Raw genomic sequence first — 16,624 nt, 5'->3', positions numbered from 1 at the left:
GAGTTGCGCGCCGCCCACCCCAGTAGGAGACGCCCGTCATGAACCTGTATTTAAGTGCCGGATTGCTGATCTTGGCCGTAGGCCTGATCGGACCGCTACGCCGCCGTGTGATGGTACGGCCTGTTTTCAACGCCATGCGCCGCAGCTTGCCGCCGATTTCGCAAACCGAACGGGAAGCCTTGGAAGCCGGCAAACCCTGGTGGGACGCGGAACTGTTTACCGGGCAGCCGGACTGGCGCAAGTTGCACGCCTTACCGGCGCCAAGTTTAAGTCCGCAAGAGCAAGCCTTTTTGGACGGCCCGGTCCAAACCTTGTGCGCCATGCTGGACGATTGGAACATCACCCACCGGCGCCGGGATTTGCCGCCCGAAGTCTGGCACTACATCCGCGAACAGCGCTTTTGCGGCATCATCATTCCCAAACACTATGGAGGACTGGAATTTTCCGAGTTCGCTCATTCGCAAATCGTCATGAAAATCGCCAGCCGCAGCACCAGCGCGGCCGTCACGGTGATGGTGCCCAATTCCCTGGGCCCTGCCAAGTTATTGTTGGCCTATGGTACCGAGGCACAAAAAAACCATTATCTGCCGCGCCTGGCGCAAGGCCTGGAATTGCCGGCTTTTGCCTTGACCAGCCCGGTCGCCGGCAGCGACGCCGCCTCGATGACCGATACGGGCGTGGTGTGTTACGCCCCGTTCGGCGCCGAACCCCGCGTACTGGGGATACGCCTAAACTGGGAGAAACGCTACATCACGTTAGGGCCGGTTGCCACCGTATTGGGTCTGGCCTTCAAATTGTACGATCCCGAACATTTATTGGGCGAACGCGATGAAATCGGCATTACTCTCGCCCTGATTCCCACCGACACGCCCGGGGTCAGTATCGGCAGACGACATTTCCCGCTGGACTCCGGCTTTCAGAACGGACCCAATTGGGGTAAAGACGTGTTCATTCCGCTGGACTGGGTGATCGGGGGGCAATCGCAATGCGGCAACGGCTGGAAAATGCTGATGCAATGCCTGGCTACCGGCCGCGCCATCTCCTTGCCAGCCTTGAGCGTGGGGGCGGCCAAATCCGTGTCGCGCTTCTGCGGCGCTTACGCCCGCGTCCGTCGGCAATTCGGTGTCCCCTTGGGAGCGTTCGAAGGCATAGAAGAAGTATTGGCCCGCATGGCCGGCACCACTTATCTGACGGACGCCGCCCGGCAGGTGACGTGCGCCGCCTTGGACGCCGGGGAGAAACCGGCGGTGATTTCGGCAATTTTGAAATACCACCTGACCGAAAGCATGCGCAAAACCGTCAACGACGGCATGGACATCCTGGGCGGCGCCGGGATTTGCCTGGGACCGAACAATTTCCTGGGTCGGGTCTATCAAGTGGTGCCGGTGGCGATTACCGTGGAAGGCGCCAACATCCTGACTCGCAGCTTAATGATTTTCGGTCAAGGCTCGGTGCGCTGCCATCCCTTCGTACAAGCGGAAATGCAGGCCTTGGATAACCCGGATTCGAACCGAGGTCTGATCGAGTTTGACCGGGTCTTACGCCGGCACACCGCATTTCTGCTCGGCAATCTGCTACGCGGGATCTACTATGGATTCGGCGGTTGTTATTTCAGCCGCGCTCCCGGCGACCGCCACACCCGCCGTTACTACCGGCGCATCAACCGACTGAGCACCGCCTTTGCACTGAGCGCGGATTTCGCCTTATTGGCGCTGGGCGGCGGCTTGAAACGCAAGGAACGCATTTCCGCGCGCTTGGGCGACGTACTCAGCTATCTGTATCTGTGCTGCTGCGCCTTGAAGCATTTCGAAGACCAAGGCTCGCCGCCGGCCGCCCTACCCTTGCTGGACTGGGCGTGTCAACACAGTTTGCACCGTGCGCAACAAAGCCTCTTGGCATCATTTTGGCTGTTCCCCACCCGTATTCCGACATTGCTGCTGCGCAGCTTGCTGTTTCCGTTCGGCAAACCCTATGCACCGCCGGCCGATCGCTTGTGCGGCCAATTGGCACAGCTATTGATGACAGACAACCCCGGCCGCGACGATTTAACCGCCGGCATTTTCCTGAGTCCGTCGGCGAACGACCCGAGCGGGCGCATCGAACATGCTTTCAAAGCGGTAATAGCCGCAGAAGCCGCGGAATCCGCCGTCAAACATGCACAAAAACAAGGCCGCTTAGCGCGCGGTTATCCGGACGAGGCCTTGCTGGCGACAGCCCTGAATGCCGGGATCATCGACGCCGAACAAGCCGAGAGGCTACGCGCCGCCAACGCGGCCCGGGCAAACGCTATCAAGGTGGATGACTTCGACCCGGCGGATTTGGCGTTGACACCGCGATAGCTCGCCGTCTTCGCTTATTGCCGTACTTCCTGCAACCGCGCGCCGGCTTTTATTCGTCTCTAACGATATGTCTAAAGGTCAAATTGATTCTGGCGCTTTTCGCCGTTTTCGACTTGGGCAATTCGTGCCGCCAATGATGCTGTATGCTACCTGCCATCAGTAACAAATCGCCGTGTGCCAATTCCAGGTCCAGGCGCAACCGTTTATTTTTGTGTCTAAAACGCAATAAACGCGTTTCACCGAAACTTAGCGAGGCTATCATCGGGTTTATTCCCAACTCTTTTTCGTTGTCGGCGTGACAACCCATCGAGTCCCTCTCGTTTCTATACCAATTCGCCAACACGCTATTGAAACGGTGACCGCAAGCCAACTCAACGCTGCTGCGCAACTCGGTCAACAACGATGTCCAGGGTATAGGGCTGTGTTCGACACCCGAATAGCGGTAACTCGCGGTTTGATCTCCGTACCAAGCCGTTAAGCGCGGCACCAAAATCCATTTGCCGCAGATTTTTAATTGTTCCTGCTGCCAAGCCAAGCCGTTCAGCAAGTTTTCGAAAAGTTCGTCCGCGCGCCGCGCTTGAATAAACTGGCGCCGACAATAGAGCTCGCCGTCCACCGGCAACAAGTTATCGCCGTCGCCAACCATCAAATCGTTAACGAAATCATGAGTTGGGCCGCCAAAATACGCAATATCATCACTAGCGGATAAACCGTGGCATAGGCAATCGACACCGCGGCGCAGGGATGAAAGGTGTTGGCAAAAGCCAGGGCCGGAGGGTCGGTCATACTGCCTGCAAGCAAGCCGCAGAGCGACAAAAAATTAATCTTAAACACAAACCGGGCCAGCAAGCCGACAAGTAAAAGCGGCAGCAGGGTAATCAAGGCCGCCCATCCCATCCAAATAAATCCGTCGCCTTGTACCAGAGTCTCGACAAATTGGTCACCGGAATGCAAGCCGACGCACGCCAAAAATAACACGATGCCGACGTCCTTTAAGATCATGTTGGAGCTTTTCGGCAAATGCCACGTCATCGTGCCCCAATTACCGATGCGGCTTAAAAGTATCGCTACCAACAGCGGCCCGCCGGCCATACCGAGTTTCAACGCAGACGGGACCCCGGGCAAATAAATCGGTAAGCTACCTAGGATGACTCCTAAAGTGATTCCGATGAAAATCGGCATGATTTGCGGATGACTCAATTCTTCCAAGGAGTTTCCCAATGCCAATTCGATCGCTTGCAGGGCGTCCGGACTGCCGACAACCAATAATTCGTCGCCGAACCGCACCCTGACCGCCGGATTGGGGGAAAATTCCACGTCCGGTCTATGCACCCGCGAAATCGTCACGCCGTAGCGAACACACAAGTGCCCCACCGTCTGATGAATGGCGCTTTCGTTGGTAACCACCAGGCGCTTACTCTGTAAAGTCGTATTCAGCTCGTGCAAGACAACATTGGCTTTGGGGCCTACCAGCATTTCCATACGCTCCAGATGGCTGATGTCGCCGACCAGCCTGACGACATCCCCGACCTGCAGTACAGTATCCGGATTGGCGATAGCTACTTCGCCTGCTCCGCTGGGCAAAATGCGGGTAATAACGACGCCCATGGCTTCGAAAAACGGAATCTCGGCGATTTTACGCCCGCTCAAATTAGGGTTTTCGACCGCTAGATCGCGCCAAATAGGCAAGGCAACCTGTTGTTGATGCCGGGCGAATTCGTCCGCTTCCACACTGACGTCGACGCTGAAGAGTTTCTTGACGACCAGCATCGATAAGATGATCCCGACGATACCGAAAGGATAGGCCACCGCATAGCCTAGACCCGGCATTTTCAGCGTTTCGGCAGTCACTCCCGACATTGAACCCAAAACTTGTTGGGCGGCCGCCAATGACGGCGTGTTGGTAGTGGCGCCGGAAAACAGCCCCACGGCCACCGGAATCGGAATATCGGCGCCCCAGCTAATCGCAAGCGTAACGGCTGCGCCTAACATCACGATGCCGGCCGCTAATCCGTTCAAACGTATGCCATACTTAAAAAAGGACGATACAAAACCGGGGCCGACTTGCAAACCGATCGCGTAAACAAAAAGAATCAGTCCGAATTCGCGTAGAAAATGCATAACCTCTGCATTGATGTTCAAGCCGAAGTGGCCGAACGCCAATCCGGAGAACAAAACCCCGGAAATTCCCAAGCGAATACCGGCCGCTTGCAAGCGTCCTAACACTAGCCCGGTCGAAACGACCAAACTGACGATCAACATTGCGTGCGGGACTGAATCTTGATGAAGTAATTGCGCGAGCCAAGACATAGCTATCCTGTGTTGAAGGCTAAACGAGTGTGATTGTCGGACATGTTGAGCCCGCTTATGATGTCTAACGGCCGAGCGACTCATCGACTATCCGAATTGTATATCAAGCCACTGAGGTATAAGCAATGAACGTAAATTTCGGCAAACAATCGGCAATCACGCTCAGTCTATTATTGATCGCAAGCTCCTCCGGCCTGGCTGCCGACCCCTCGGCCGGCAAGACCCGAGCGGCCGCCTGCCAGGGTTGCCACGGCGCCAACGGCGTCAGCAATAGCCCGTTATGGCCTAATTTGGCCGGTCAAACCGCCGCTTATCTGGAAGCGCAGTTAAAAAACTTCAAGACCGGCAAACGAAACAACCCCAGCATGAATCCGATAGCCGCCGACTTGTCGGACGCCGATATACAAAATTTAGCCGCGTATTTCGCCGGACTAGCGCCTAACAAACCCAAATCCGGCGCCAGCGCAGGTGCCGACAAGGTCGCGATGTGCATGGGCTGCCACGGTCAGCAACTACAAGGAAACGGGCAAATTCCCCGCCTGGCGGGCCAGCAGGCGAAATATCTGATCAAGCAACTGGAAGATTTTAAAAGCGGCAGCAGACAAGCAGGCCCTATGAACGCCTTGGCAAAATCGCTATCCGCCGAAGATATCCGCACGGTTGCCGAATACCTAAGCGGGCAGAACTAAAGGAGAGCTGAGCTGTTCTAACCCGTCTTGCCGCGTTGCCGACTATCCCGACTGCTTGAATCTTTAGCGGCAGTGTCTATAGTTGCGAATCGGCTTGCGGGTCACCCGAACGCAGGTCTACGACAACGCGAACTTTTGCCGATCTTCAATCGCTAAAGTCAGGAACGATACAGTAAAGGTGAATACGATGGTTAGAAATAGTCGCATCCTGATTGTGGACGACGTAGTCGACAATATCAGAGTTGCCATGAATATTCTCAAGGAAGAGAACTACGAATTTTCGTTCGCACAGAACGGCGGCGAGGCCCTGCGGCTCATATTCGAAGTCGGCGAAAGCTTCGATCTGATTCTGTTGGATATTATGATGCCCGGCTTGAACGGCTTCGAAGTCTGTAAAAAATTAAAAGAAAACCCCACCACTCAGGAAATACCCATTATTTTCCTGACCGCGAAAGTCGACGTTGATTCCATCACCCAAGGTTTTTCGATGGGCGCGGTCGACTATATCACCAAGCCCTTTCATGCCGCGGAATTATTGTCCCGAGTCGCCACGCATTTGGAGCTGTACCATTCTCGCGAGCTCTTGCTCAAACACAACATCAATCTCAAAGCCAAGGCCAAGCATGAAAAAAACCGCTTATTAAGCGAATTGGAAGACAGTCAAAAAGAGATGATTTTCATCCTGGCGGAATTGATGGAAGCCACCTCGGACGAAACCGGCAAGCATATCAAACGGGTCGCGGAAACTTCAGCGCTACTGGCCAAATACCATCCCTGTTTGAACGACGAGGATGTGGATCTGCTTTACCATGCTTCGCCCATGCACGACATCGGCAAAATGACCATCCCGTTGGAAATTTTGCATAAGCCGGAACGCTATTCGGAAGACGAGTTTTCCTTGATGAAAAAGCATACCATCAACGCTTACAGCTTGTTGTCGCATTCGGACCGCAAGCTCATCAAGGCCGCGGCCATCATCGCCCACGAACATCACGAAAAATGGAACGGTACAGGCTATCCGCGCGGTTTGAAAGGGCCGGACATCCATATTTACGGCCGCATCGTCGCATTGGCGGACGTATTCGACGCGTTAACCCACAAACGCCATTACAAAGAAGCCTGGAAAATAGAAGACGCCGTTGCCTACGTGCTCGATCATAGAGAAACGCAATTCGACCCCGAATTGGTGGATATTTTTCAAGAGCATTTAGACGAGTTTATTACCATCGCTATTTCGCAGTGACAACGCTTCCAAGCCCGCATCCCATGATGGCAGGCCGACACTACTCCCGCTCCTCTCTGCTTACGCTCGTTTATGTCCTGCTGCTTTTTCTAGCGTGCTTTTTCCACTGCTCCGCGTGGGCGGGCGAGTTGGAAAAAATCGCCATTCAATTGAAATGGCGGCACAGCTTCCAATTTGCGGGTTATTACGCCGCGATCCAACAAGGTTATTACCGAGAGGAAGGCTTGGAGGTTAGCCTCAAAGAAATCGACTTTAGCCAAGATTTCGTCGAACAAGTTTTACGCGGCGAGTCCCAATACGGCGTGTCCGATAGCACCTTGTTGATATACCACTTGAAAGGTCGTCCGGTGTTGCTGGTCGACCAGTATTTTCAACATTCGCCGCTGGTATTTCTGACCCGCCGCGATTCGGGCATAGTCAGTCCCTACGAAATGGCCGGTAAAACCTTGGCTTTCAATACGACGAACCAAGGGGACGCGTCTTTGAACGCTTTGCTGCTGAAGACGCTGGGTAGTTTGGACAAAATACGCGAAGTCCCGTTTTCCGACAACGTCTATCAAGACTTCATCGCCGGAAAAATCGACGTGGTTTCGGCTTATTCGACCTCGCAGCCTTTCTTGATGCAGGAACGGAATATAGACATCAACATCATCAACCCGCAAAACTACGGTATCGATTTCTACGGAGACAATTTATTTACCACACAGCAAGAGTTGACGGATCACGCCGGCCGAATCGCTCGCGTTAGTCGGGCTACCCGCAAAGGTTGGCGATATGCGTTGGAACATCCGGATAAAATCATAGACTTAATCCGGCGAAGCTATAATCCGGCCCTTTCAACCGCCTATCTGCAATACGAGGCGGCCAATACCCGGCAAATGATCATCCCGGAATTGATTCCTATCGGCAGCATAGATCCTTCCCGATACCAACTGGCGGCCGAGGATTACCGTAGGCTGGGTTTTGCGGACAAAGACAGCGTCGAAGAAAGTTTTTTTTATTCGACCAACCGCAGCGGCCAAGCTAACAAAATCGCTTTATCGCCCGAGGAAGAAGCCTGGATCAACGCCCATCCGGTAGTCATCTACGGTGCGGAGCGCGATTGGGCTCCCTACGATTTCATGGACCAGAAAGGCAGACATGCCGGATACAGCGCGGATTTGATCCGTTTGATCGGCAAATATTCCGGTTTGAACTTCACCCCGCAATTTAACGATTGGAGCGATTTACTCGCAGAAGCGCGCAAAGGCCGTATCGATTTGCTGCCGGCTCTTTATCAAACCGACGACCGCAACGAATTTCTGGCGTTTACCGAGCCTTATCAGCAAATACTCAGCTATTTTTTCGTACACGAAAGCATCTCCGCCAACAACTTGGAAGACTTGAACGGCAAGACTATCGCGATACCCAAGGATTTTGCGCAAATTCAGCAAATCAAGCAACGCATGCCCGGATTGAAGATATTGGAAACCGACAGCCTGATGGCCGCCGTGCATGCGGTCATAGAGCGTAAAGCCGACGTGTTGCTCGAATCCTATCCTGTCATGCATTACTTATTGCAACAGCAAAACATCAGCAGCATTCAGCCGTTCAAACCCTTTGCCACCAGCGACATCCGCATGTTGCGCATGGCGGTGCGCAAAAACCAGCCGCAACTATTGTCGATCGTACAAAAAGCGCTGGCGGCCGTCCCCGAATACGAACATCGCCGACTTGCCGAGCAATGGTTCGGCTTTAAGGAGTTTTCCTCCCCCACTCTGCAACTTAACGACGCCGAACTGGCCTGGCTAAATGCCCACCCGGTCCTGCGCTTCGTAGGCGATCCCAATTGGCTGCCTTACGAAGGCTTCGACAACCAAGGCCGATACATCGGCATCGTTTCCGAGTATCTGCGCCTGTTGGAACAAATATTAGGCATAGATTTCCAGGTGATTCCCACCGCGACTTGGGCGCAATCCCTAGCCAAGGCGCAAGCCGGCGAAGTAGACATCATTTCCGAAACCGTCAATTCGAATCTGGCTAAACAATGGGTGTTTACGCGATCTTATTTAAGTAGTCCGGTCGTGATCGTGATGCGCGATGACGAAGACTATGTGGACAATATCGAGCAAATCAAACACCGCAAACTGTCGCTGATTGAAAACTACGGCTATAACCCCGCTCTAAAAGCAGCCTATCCCGACATCGCGTTTAGCGAGGTGCAAACTATTCAACACGGTTTGGCGGCGGTTTCTACCGGCAAAGTCGACGCGTTGCTCTGTACCCTGGCACAAGCCAGTTATCACATCGCCAATCAAGGCTACAACAATGTCCGAATCGTCGGTAAAACCGAATTTGCCACTGAAATGGGCTTTGGGGTCAGGAAGGAGTTAGAGCCCTTAGTGCCTTTGCTCAACCGGGCGCTGGATGCCATTTCGCAAACCGAGCATCAACGCATCAATAATATTTGGGGTAAGGAACGGTTTGCCCCCAAAACCGATTATTGGTTGTTAGCCAAAATCGTCAGCGCATTTCTTTTGATACTCGCGCTAGTGTTTTTTCGCAACCACAAATTGTTGAGCGAAATCAAACGGCGGCAGGAAAGCGAGCGGCAAGTGCGGCAACTCAATCAACGCTTGGGGCTAGCCACCAGCGTGGCGTCGTTGGGCGTTTGGGAAATCGTATTCAATAGCCCGCCTAAAGTCATTTTCGACAACAAGATGCTGGAAATATACGGACTCGAACCTTCCAGCGAGTTGAATCTCCAGGACTGGTTACAACTCATACATAAAGACGACCGGGCGGCCGTGCAGCAGTCGATTCAAAAATTACGCATCCGCCGCGGCGAGGACCACATCGAATTCCGGATTGTTCGCCCCGACGGCGAAATTCGCAACATATACAGCGGCGCTAGAAGCACCAAAATGGAAAAACAAGCCGTCACCATCATCGGCGTGAATTTCGACATTACCCCTAGGAAATCGATTGAATTGGCTTTGCAAAACGCCAAATTGCAGGCGGAGAACGCCAACCGGGCAAAATCGCAGTTTCTCGCCAACATGAGCCACGAAATCCGCACGCCGCTCAATGCCATCATCGGCTTTACCGAACTGCTTAGCGAACAGGTTAAAGACGCCAAATTAAAATCGTTCGTCAATACCATACAATCGGCCGGCCATACCTTGCTGGCACTGATCAACGATATTTTGGATTTATCCAAAATTGAAGCCGGCAAATTGCGCATAGAAAAGAAAGTCTGCAACCCGCACGAGCTTTTTACTGAATTGGGACAAATTTTCATGATGAAAATGCGCGAGCGGGATTTGGACTTTATTTTGGATATAGACCCTAAAATTCCGGAGAATTTATTGCTGGACGCCACTCGTTTACGGCAAATTTTATTCAATTTGATCGGCAACGCGGTCAAGTTCACCGAACGAGGCCATGTTTGTCTGCGCGCGCGTTACGGTAACGAAGACCGTATCCGCAGCAGGGTGGATTTATACATAGACGTGGAAGATAGCGGTATCGGCATTTCCACCGACAAACAAGAAGCTATCTTCAACGACTTCGAACAAGTGGAAGGCCAAGACGTCAGACGTTACGGCGGTACCGGCTTGGGCTTGGGCATCAGCAAACGCTTGACAGAAATGATGGGCGGCACGATTTCTTTGAAAAGCGAGCCCAATACCGGCTCCACTTTTACCCTGCATTTCAAGGACGTCGATATTTCCACCATCAATCCGGAACCGCAACGGATTAAAACAGACGTGCCGGTCGAATTTCAGCCGGCAAGCATTTTGGTAGTGGACGATGTGGAAGATAACCGTAGTTTGCTGCGGGAGTGTTTTTCCGAAACGCCTCTGCGCGTGTTCGAAGTGGAAAACGGTTTACAAGCCGTACAGCGGGCGCGTCAAGGCGATATCGATCTGATCTTGATGGACATACGCATGCCGGTCATGGACGGTTATCAGGCGGCCGAAAAGATAAAAGCCTTTTCCGACGCCCCCATCATTGCGTTGACCGCATCCGTGATGCAAGACGATTACGAACGAGCGAAAAACTCCAATTTCGACGGTTATTTGCGGAAACCGGTATTGAAAAGCGATTTATTTACCGAACTCAAACGCTTTTTAGCGCACGAGTCGCAAGAAGCGCAAACCGAGTCTGCCGTAGGCCTGAGCCTCAATTCGTCGGAACTTAACGCGTTACCCGCCGTGCTGGAGGCCTTGGAAAATCTGGCGGCCAACTGCAGCGTGATCAGCCGGAACAACAATATGGCGGAAATCGAAAAATTCGCCAACGCGGTACTTAATCTTGGCAATACTCAAAACATACGCTGTATCAAAGACTATGCGTCGACACTGCAAACCTACATCGACAGCTTTGACATTGTAGCCATCAAACAAGCTTTGAACGATTATCAGAGCTTGATTCAGCAGTTATCCGCCGAAAACGCCAAAAATATCGGATGATCAATCGATCTGCATCAAACCATCTAATGTCAAACCGCAACTGGGTGCGAAAACCTGCATAAAAAACACGACTTCCGGCTGTTGCAACTCGTGAATATGCTTTGCCAACTGCTGCGCGGCCAGTTCGAACTCGGTATTGCCCGCTTTTAATTCGGCTTGACACTTTAAATAAGCCGAGATTTTGTCGGCGGCTTTGACCAAAACTTGTTGGTCGTCAGATAAATAGTGATGACAAATTAACGGCCGAAAATCCGCGCGCAGCCTTTCAGGTAACAAATTCAGCAATTCCGTTTCGGCTTGTTGTTCGATATTGCGATACGCGCTAAGGATCGCCGGGGAATGATATTTAATCGGCGTCGGCAAATCGCCGGTAATCACTTCGGTAACATCGTGGTACAAAGCGGCGCATGCGACGGCGTTGGCGTCCACCTCGCCGGCGAAATAACGGTTTTTGATCAACGCCAAGGTATGCGCAATTACCGCGACTTCCCAACTGTGCTCCATCACGTTTTCTTGCAACGCATTGCGCTTCAAGCCCCAACGCTTAATCCAGCGTAATCTGGAAAGATAAGCGTAAAAACTACTTTTGATTTCGCTAACGTTCATCGCTGTTAACGAAATTTACAAATTGACCCGCTGCGATTTGATCGGCACAACCACTCGCCTTCGCTCTTTTGTTTCTAAATAAGAAACAAGCCATGAAGCAACCATCCTATTGTAAATAACTCTCATAGTTATATAGTTAAGCCGTGCCCAACAAAAAGTAATTTAAACCCAGATACTTATGAACAATGAATCCGATTTATTAAAAGACGTTATTACCGGCATCACGGTGTTAGCAGGTATACACGTTTTAATGTCCGGCGAATTCGCCTATTCCACCCTATTGTTCGGAGCCGCTTCTCTTTCCACTAATTTGGGTTTAAAGCGAGACAAGTTGGACAAATGATTTTCTCCCTGCCTCTGTAGTTTTACCTCGCAGTACCTAAAGCTCTGCACACTCCATAGCCCTCACTCCGCTCAAGGTGAGGGCTTTTTTTGTGCGCGAATAATACTATTTATTATTGCTCACGCTGTATATCACGTAAGCGGCAAAGGACATTGTCAGTATGTAAATAGCGGCCGAAATCATATAGGCTCCCAATATGGTGATTATCGATGTAATTATTGTTTTTGAGATTGATTAAAGTGCCTATAACGGCTGTTCAACAGGCAACCTTGCATCAAAACGGTTTTTGAGCTTGGTCGCAACAAAAAACCGTGGATTATGGTAGCTAACTACGGCCGAAAAAGCATTAATTGATTGGAATAGCCAGTCTTTTGCTGCCCCAAGCGCCGGGAGCCGCCTCAAAAACCCCCGCACAAATACTGCCGCAAAAGCGACAAGCGCCGTGCTCGTCCAAATTCCATTCCGACAGCTGATACCAGTTTCTGCCTATCAGCATTCGCTTACATTGCGCACAATACGTGCTATCGGCCGCCTTATTATGGACATTACCCACATAGGCGTATCGAATCCCGTTCTTTATGGCTATGTCTCGCGCCATCAATAGCGTGGCAGCCGGAGTAGCCGGTTTATCCAGCATCTTCCAATCCGGATGAAAGGCGGTGAAATGCATGGGTACATCCGGCCCTAATTGCTCTACCACCCATTGAGACATCGTTTCCAACTCGGATACAGAGTCGTTAAGTCCCGGGATCAGCAACGTCGTCAACTCAAACCAAACCTGGGTTTCCCGTTTCAAATAAAGCAAGGTTTCCAGCACAGGCTGCAAATGGCCACCGGTAACCTTTTGGTAAAACTCCTCGCTAAACGCTTTCAGATCGATATTGGCCGCATCCATATACCGATAGAACTCAATACGCGGCTCGCTGCAAACATAACCCGCGCTGACCGCGACCGACTTTATCCCAAGTTCCCGGCAAGCTTGAGCAGTATCGATCGCGTACTCGTGAAATACCACCGGATCATTATAAGTAAAAGCCACGCTACGGCAATGATGGGTTTTAGCGGCTTGAGCGATTCGCTCCGGCGCTGCCGAACCGGTTAGCGTATCCATCTCCCTGGACTTGGAAATGTCCCAGTTTTGACAAAATTTACAAGCCAAATTGCAGCCCGCTGTTCCGAACGATAGAACCGGCGTACCCGGCAAGAAATGATTGAGCGGCTTTTTTTCTATGGGATCAATCGCAAAACCGCTGGAGCGGCCGTAACTGGTCATCACGATTTGCTTGTCGAGGTTTTGTCTTACAAAACAGAGTCCTCTTTGTCCATCGTGTAGCTTGCAATAGCGCGGACACAAATCACATTGCACCCGGCCGTCGTCCAAGCTGTGCCAATATCGAGTAACCGCCACTCCGGAATCAATTAATGTAGCCATACTACCCCCCACTCGAGCGGATTTTAAAAAACAAACGAACCGAATCCTTCCCCATGCATAAACCCATTGCCGCAATGATGGGCATATACCATAATCCATACGCGCATAGAGCGCTCAAAACACCTTATCCCGCGAGTCTGCGGAGGCCGCTATGATGAGAAATCCCGCAGTAGCCGGTAGCTTTTATCCGGCCGATCCCAGCGTATTGCAAGATATGCTCAATAAATTCTTAACCGGCGATGCAGAGCCGGCTCCGCCAAAGGCCATTATCGTCCCTCATGCCGGCTATATCTACTCCGGACCGATAGCGGCCAGTGCTTATGTGCGCTTACGCAAAGCCCGCGACCGCATTCGGCGGGTCGTATTACTGGGACCGTCGCATAGAGTAGCATTCGGAGGATTGGCCTTAAGCCATGCCGATAGCTTCGCTACACCGTTGGGCGCGGTTCCGGTCGACAGGGTTGCTGTCGAAAAAATGAGTGAACTGTCGTTTGTAAGCTACTTGGAACAAGCGCATAGCGCGGAACACAGTTTAGAAGTACACCTGCCTTTCTTACAGGCCAGCTTAAGCGACTTCGCGTTGATCCCGTTAATTGCCGGCGATGCCACCCCTGAGCAAGTAGCACAAGCATTGGCTCTGCTATGGGGCGGCAGCGAAACCTTGATAGTGATCAGCTCGGATTTAAGCCACTACCTCGATTACAACAGCGCGCAAGCCAAAGACCGCCGGACCAGTCAATTGATAGAAAGTTTGAATTATCGCCGGTTAACTCCCGACGCGGCCTGCGGCTGCGTGCCGGTATCCGGCTTACTTAGACTGCTTGAGCAAAAATCGTTGTCGATAAAAGCAATAGACGTCAGAAATTCCGGCGATACCGCCGGAGACAAACATCGGGTAGTAGGTTATGGCGCCTATGTGGTTGAATGACGACGAACAACAATTCCTGTTGAAACTCGCCCGCGCATCTATTGAACACGGCATCGAAACCGGTAGGCCTTTAAGCGTTGACCCGGCCGCCCTTCCCGCTCGCTTATCGGAGAAAATGGCCAGTTTCGTCACCCTGGAGCGGCTCGGTCAGTTGCGCGGTTGCATAGGAATGTTGGAAGCCGTTCGGCCCTTGGCTATCGATGTCGCGGAAAACGCATTCGCGGCCGCATTTCTCGATTCGCGCTTCCCTCCCATTACGCCGACGGAAATGCAGAATGTGGATTTACATATATCGGTGTTAAGCGCAGCCGTGCCGATTGCCGCCGAATCGGAAAATGCTTTACTACAGCAATTACGTCCCGGCGAAGACGGCGTCATACTCACGGAAGGTCGCCGCCGCGCAACTTATTTACCGGTCGTCTGGCATCAGTTGCCGGCTCCGAAAGACTTTATAGAGCAGCTCAAAACCAAAGCGGGACTACCCAAACACTATTGGTCGGATTCAATACGATTTTTCCGATATAGCACGCAAACGTTCTAACCGGCTTTGGAATTTTCAGGTCGGTAAATAGCGACATAAACCGGCACACCCTAGTTTTTCCCCGTTTCTATTCCCCGGTCAACACCCAGTCCAAGTCCGCCCCTACCCCGCGACAGTGTTAAAGCTGAGTTAATAACCTTGTTTGCATCCGACATGGAACCTTATAATAGGGGAATTTTCCGCTTGCGGATGCATTCTGTGTCGATACGACACAGCACATCATTTCCGCTCAATACTATTTAGGACATGACGATAAAAGATTCTTTCAAGCCCTGCGATCTGGTGATCTACGGTGCTTTAGGCGATTTATCCAAACGTAAACTTCTCATTTCCCTGTATCGCCTCGAAAAACACAATCTACTGGAAGCAGATACCCGCATCATAGGGGTAGACCGTTTGGAAGAGTGCAGTGCCGGTTTTATCGTCATCGCGCGCAACAGCTTGGAAGCTTTCCTGAATAACGAAATCGACGACGCGATCTGGGAGCGATTCTCAAAACGATTGTCCTATCTGAAAATCGATTTAACTAAACACGACGAATATGGGCAATTGCATGACGTCGTCGCCCCGGACCAGCGCGTCATGGTCAACTACTTTGCCGTATCGCCGCTGTTGTTCAAAAGCATCTGCCAAGGACTGCAACATTGCGGGGTGTTAACCCGCGAATCGCGTATGGTCATGGAAAAACCGATAGGCCACGACCTAAAATCGTCTCAAGAAATTAACGACGTGGTAGCGGACGTATTCCATGAAGATCAAGTCTATCGAATCGACCACTATCTGGGGAAAGAAACGGTTCTTAACTTACTGGCTTTACGCTTTGCCAATTCGCTGTTCTACACCTGTTGGAACCATAACACGATAGACCATATTCAAATTACCGTCGCTGAGGACATCGGCATTGAGGGCCGCTGGGATTATTTCGATAAAACCGGACAATTGCGCGACATGCTGCAAAACCATTTGTTACAGATTCTGACCTTTGTTGCAATGGAGCCACCCGCCGACCTTTCGGCTGAAAGCATACACATGGAAAAAATCAAGGTGTTAAAAGCGTTACGGCCCATTACCTCCCGAAACATCGAAGAAAAAACGGTACGGGGTCAATACACCGGGGGCTTTATTCAAGGCAAGCAAGTACCGGGCTATCTGGAAGAAGAAGGTGCAAACACGCAAAGCGTAACCGAAAGCTTCGTGGCAATTCGCGTCGATATAGACAACTGGCGCTGGGCCGGCGTACCGTTTTACATGCGTACCGGCAAGCGCATGCCCAATAAACGTACGGAAATCGTCGTAAATTTTAAACACCTACCGCACAACATATTCAGAGACAGCTTTCGCAGTTTGCCGGCTAACAAATTGGTCATTCATTTACAGCCGAATGAAGGCGTCGATGTAACGATGTTGAACAAAGTCCCGGGAATCGATGGCAACATCAAATTACAACAAACCAAACTGGATTTGAGCTTCTCGGAAACGTTCAAAAAGAATCGAATTTTCGGAGGTTACGAAAAATTAATTCTGGAGGCCCTGCGCGGCAATCCCACCTTGTTTTTGAGTCGCGAGGAAATAGAACAGGCTTGGACCTGGGTGGATTCTATTCAAGACGCCTGGGAAAACACGCATGCCTCGCCCAAGCCCTATCCGGCCGGAAGTTGGGGGCCGTTGGCATCGGTTGCATTACTGGCGCGAGACGGACGCGCCTGGGAAGAATAAACACGCCATCCTTATTGAGAGAT

At 51.7% G+C, this 16,624-nt stretch carries 12 protein-coding genes; 8 read left to right on the top strand and 4 right to left on the bottom strand.

Annotated features, from left to right (window positions below; all coding sequences use genetic code 11):
* The first annotated feature begins 38 nt into the window (after positions 1–38).
* Positions 39–2,339, top strand: a complete 2,301-nt coding sequence (locus tag F1E05_RS10215; protein ID WP_150048192.1) for an acyl-CoA dehydrogenase — start codon at positions 39–41, stop codon at positions 2,337–2,339.
* A 49-nt stretch (positions 2,340–2,388) separates the two neighbouring features.
* On the opposite strand, the gene F1E05_RS10210 is transcribed toward F1E05_RS10215, so the two are convergent.
* Positions 2,389–2,985: an alpha-ketoglutarate-dependent dioxygenase AlkB family protein gene (locus F1E05_RS10210; protein WP_150051922.1), complete on the bottom strand. Its 597-nt coding sequence runs from the start codon at positions 2,983–2,985 to the stop codon at positions 2,389–2,391.
* Positions 2,985–4,649: a putative transporter gene (locus F1E05_RS10205; protein ID WP_150048191.1), complete on the bottom strand. Its 1,665-nt coding sequence runs from the start codon at positions 4,647–4,649 to the stop codon at positions 2,985–2,987. The genes F1E05_RS10210 and F1E05_RS10205 overlap by 1 nt, the downstream gene beginning before the upstream one ends.
* Before the next feature lie 125 nt (positions 4,650–4,774).
* On the opposite strand from F1E05_RS10205, the gene F1E05_RS10200 reads away from it, so the two are divergent.
* From F1E05_RS10200 to F1E05_RS10190, 3 genes are all read left to right on the top strand, one after another.
* Positions 4,775–5,338, top strand: a complete 564-nt coding sequence (locus tag F1E05_RS10200) for a c-type cytochrome (protein WP_150048190.1) — start codon at positions 4,775–4,777, stop codon at positions 5,336–5,338.
* A gap of 187 nt (positions 5,339–5,525) precedes the next feature.
* A complete protein-coding gene (locus tag F1E05_RS10195; RefSeq protein WP_150048189.1) occupies positions 5,526–6,581 on the top strand; it encodes an HD domain-containing phosphohydrolase in 1,056 nt (351 codons plus the stop codon).
* A 128-nt stretch (positions 6,582–6,709) separates the two neighbouring features.
* The gene (locus F1E05_RS10190; RefSeq protein ID WP_232056843.1) at positions 6,710–11,035 is read left to right on the top strand and encodes an ABC transporter substrate-binding protein; all 4,326 of its coding nucleotides are present in this window, start codon (positions 6,710–6,712) and stop codon (positions 11,033–11,035) included.
* Here the strand turns inward: F1E05_RS10190 and yfbR are convergent, their stop codons facing one another.
* Positions 11,036–11,641, bottom strand: a complete 606-nt coding sequence (yfbR, locus tag F1E05_RS10185) for a 5'-deoxynucleotidase (protein WP_150048187.1) — start codon at positions 11,639–11,641, stop codon at positions 11,036–11,038.
* A gap of 178 nt (positions 11,642–11,819) precedes the next feature.
* Between yfbR and F1E05_RS20250 the strand changes: the two genes are divergently transcribed.
* Entirely contained in the window at positions 11,820–11,984 is a 165-nt protein-coding gene (locus tag F1E05_RS20250) for a hypothetical protein (RefSeq protein WP_190303305.1), read from the top strand.
* Between the two features lie 346 nt (positions 11,985–12,330).
* On the opposite strand, the gene amrS is transcribed toward F1E05_RS20250, so the two are convergent.
* Complete coding sequence (amrS, locus tag F1E05_RS10180) at positions 12,331–13,416, bottom strand: AmmeMemoRadiSam system radical SAM enzyme (RefSeq protein WP_150048186.1); 1,086 nt, start codon at positions 13,414–13,416, stop codon at positions 12,331–12,333.
* Positions 13,417–13,567: 151 nt separating this feature from the next.
* Here amrS and amrB point away from each other — a divergent pair, with 151 nt between their 5' ends.
* The 3 genes from amrB to zwf all read left to right on the top strand — a co-directional run bounded on the left by amrB (position 13,568) and on the right by zwf (position 16,601).
* Positions 13,568–14,344: an AmmeMemoRadiSam system protein B gene (amrB, locus tag F1E05_RS10175; RefSeq protein ID WP_150048185.1), complete on the top strand. Its 777-nt coding sequence runs from the start codon at positions 13,568–13,570 to the stop codon at positions 14,342–14,344.
* Positions 14,322–14,885 carry an AmmeMemoRadiSam system protein A gene (gene amrA / locus F1E05_RS10170; RefSeq protein ID WP_332095593.1) on the top strand — a complete coding sequence of 188 codons (564 nt, stop codon included), beginning with the start codon at positions 14,322–14,324 and terminating at the stop codon, positions 14,883–14,885. The genes amrB and amrA overlap by 23 nt, the downstream gene beginning before the upstream one ends.
* A gap of 246 nt (positions 14,886–15,131) precedes the next feature.
* Positions 15,132–16,601, top strand: a complete 1,470-nt coding sequence (zwf, locus tag F1E05_RS10165; RefSeq protein ID WP_150048184.1) for a glucose-6-phosphate dehydrogenase — start codon at positions 15,132–15,134, stop codon at positions 16,599–16,601.
* The last annotated feature ends 23 nt before the right edge of the window (positions 16,602–16,624 follow it).

The sequence above is a fragment of the Methylomonas rhizoryzae genome, assembly GCF_008632455.1.
GTDB lineage: Bacteria > Pseudomonadota > Gammaproteobacteria > Methylococcales > Methylomonadaceae > Methylomonas > Methylomonas rhizoryzae.
This window is presented reverse-complemented; position numbering and strand designations above follow the sequence as displayed.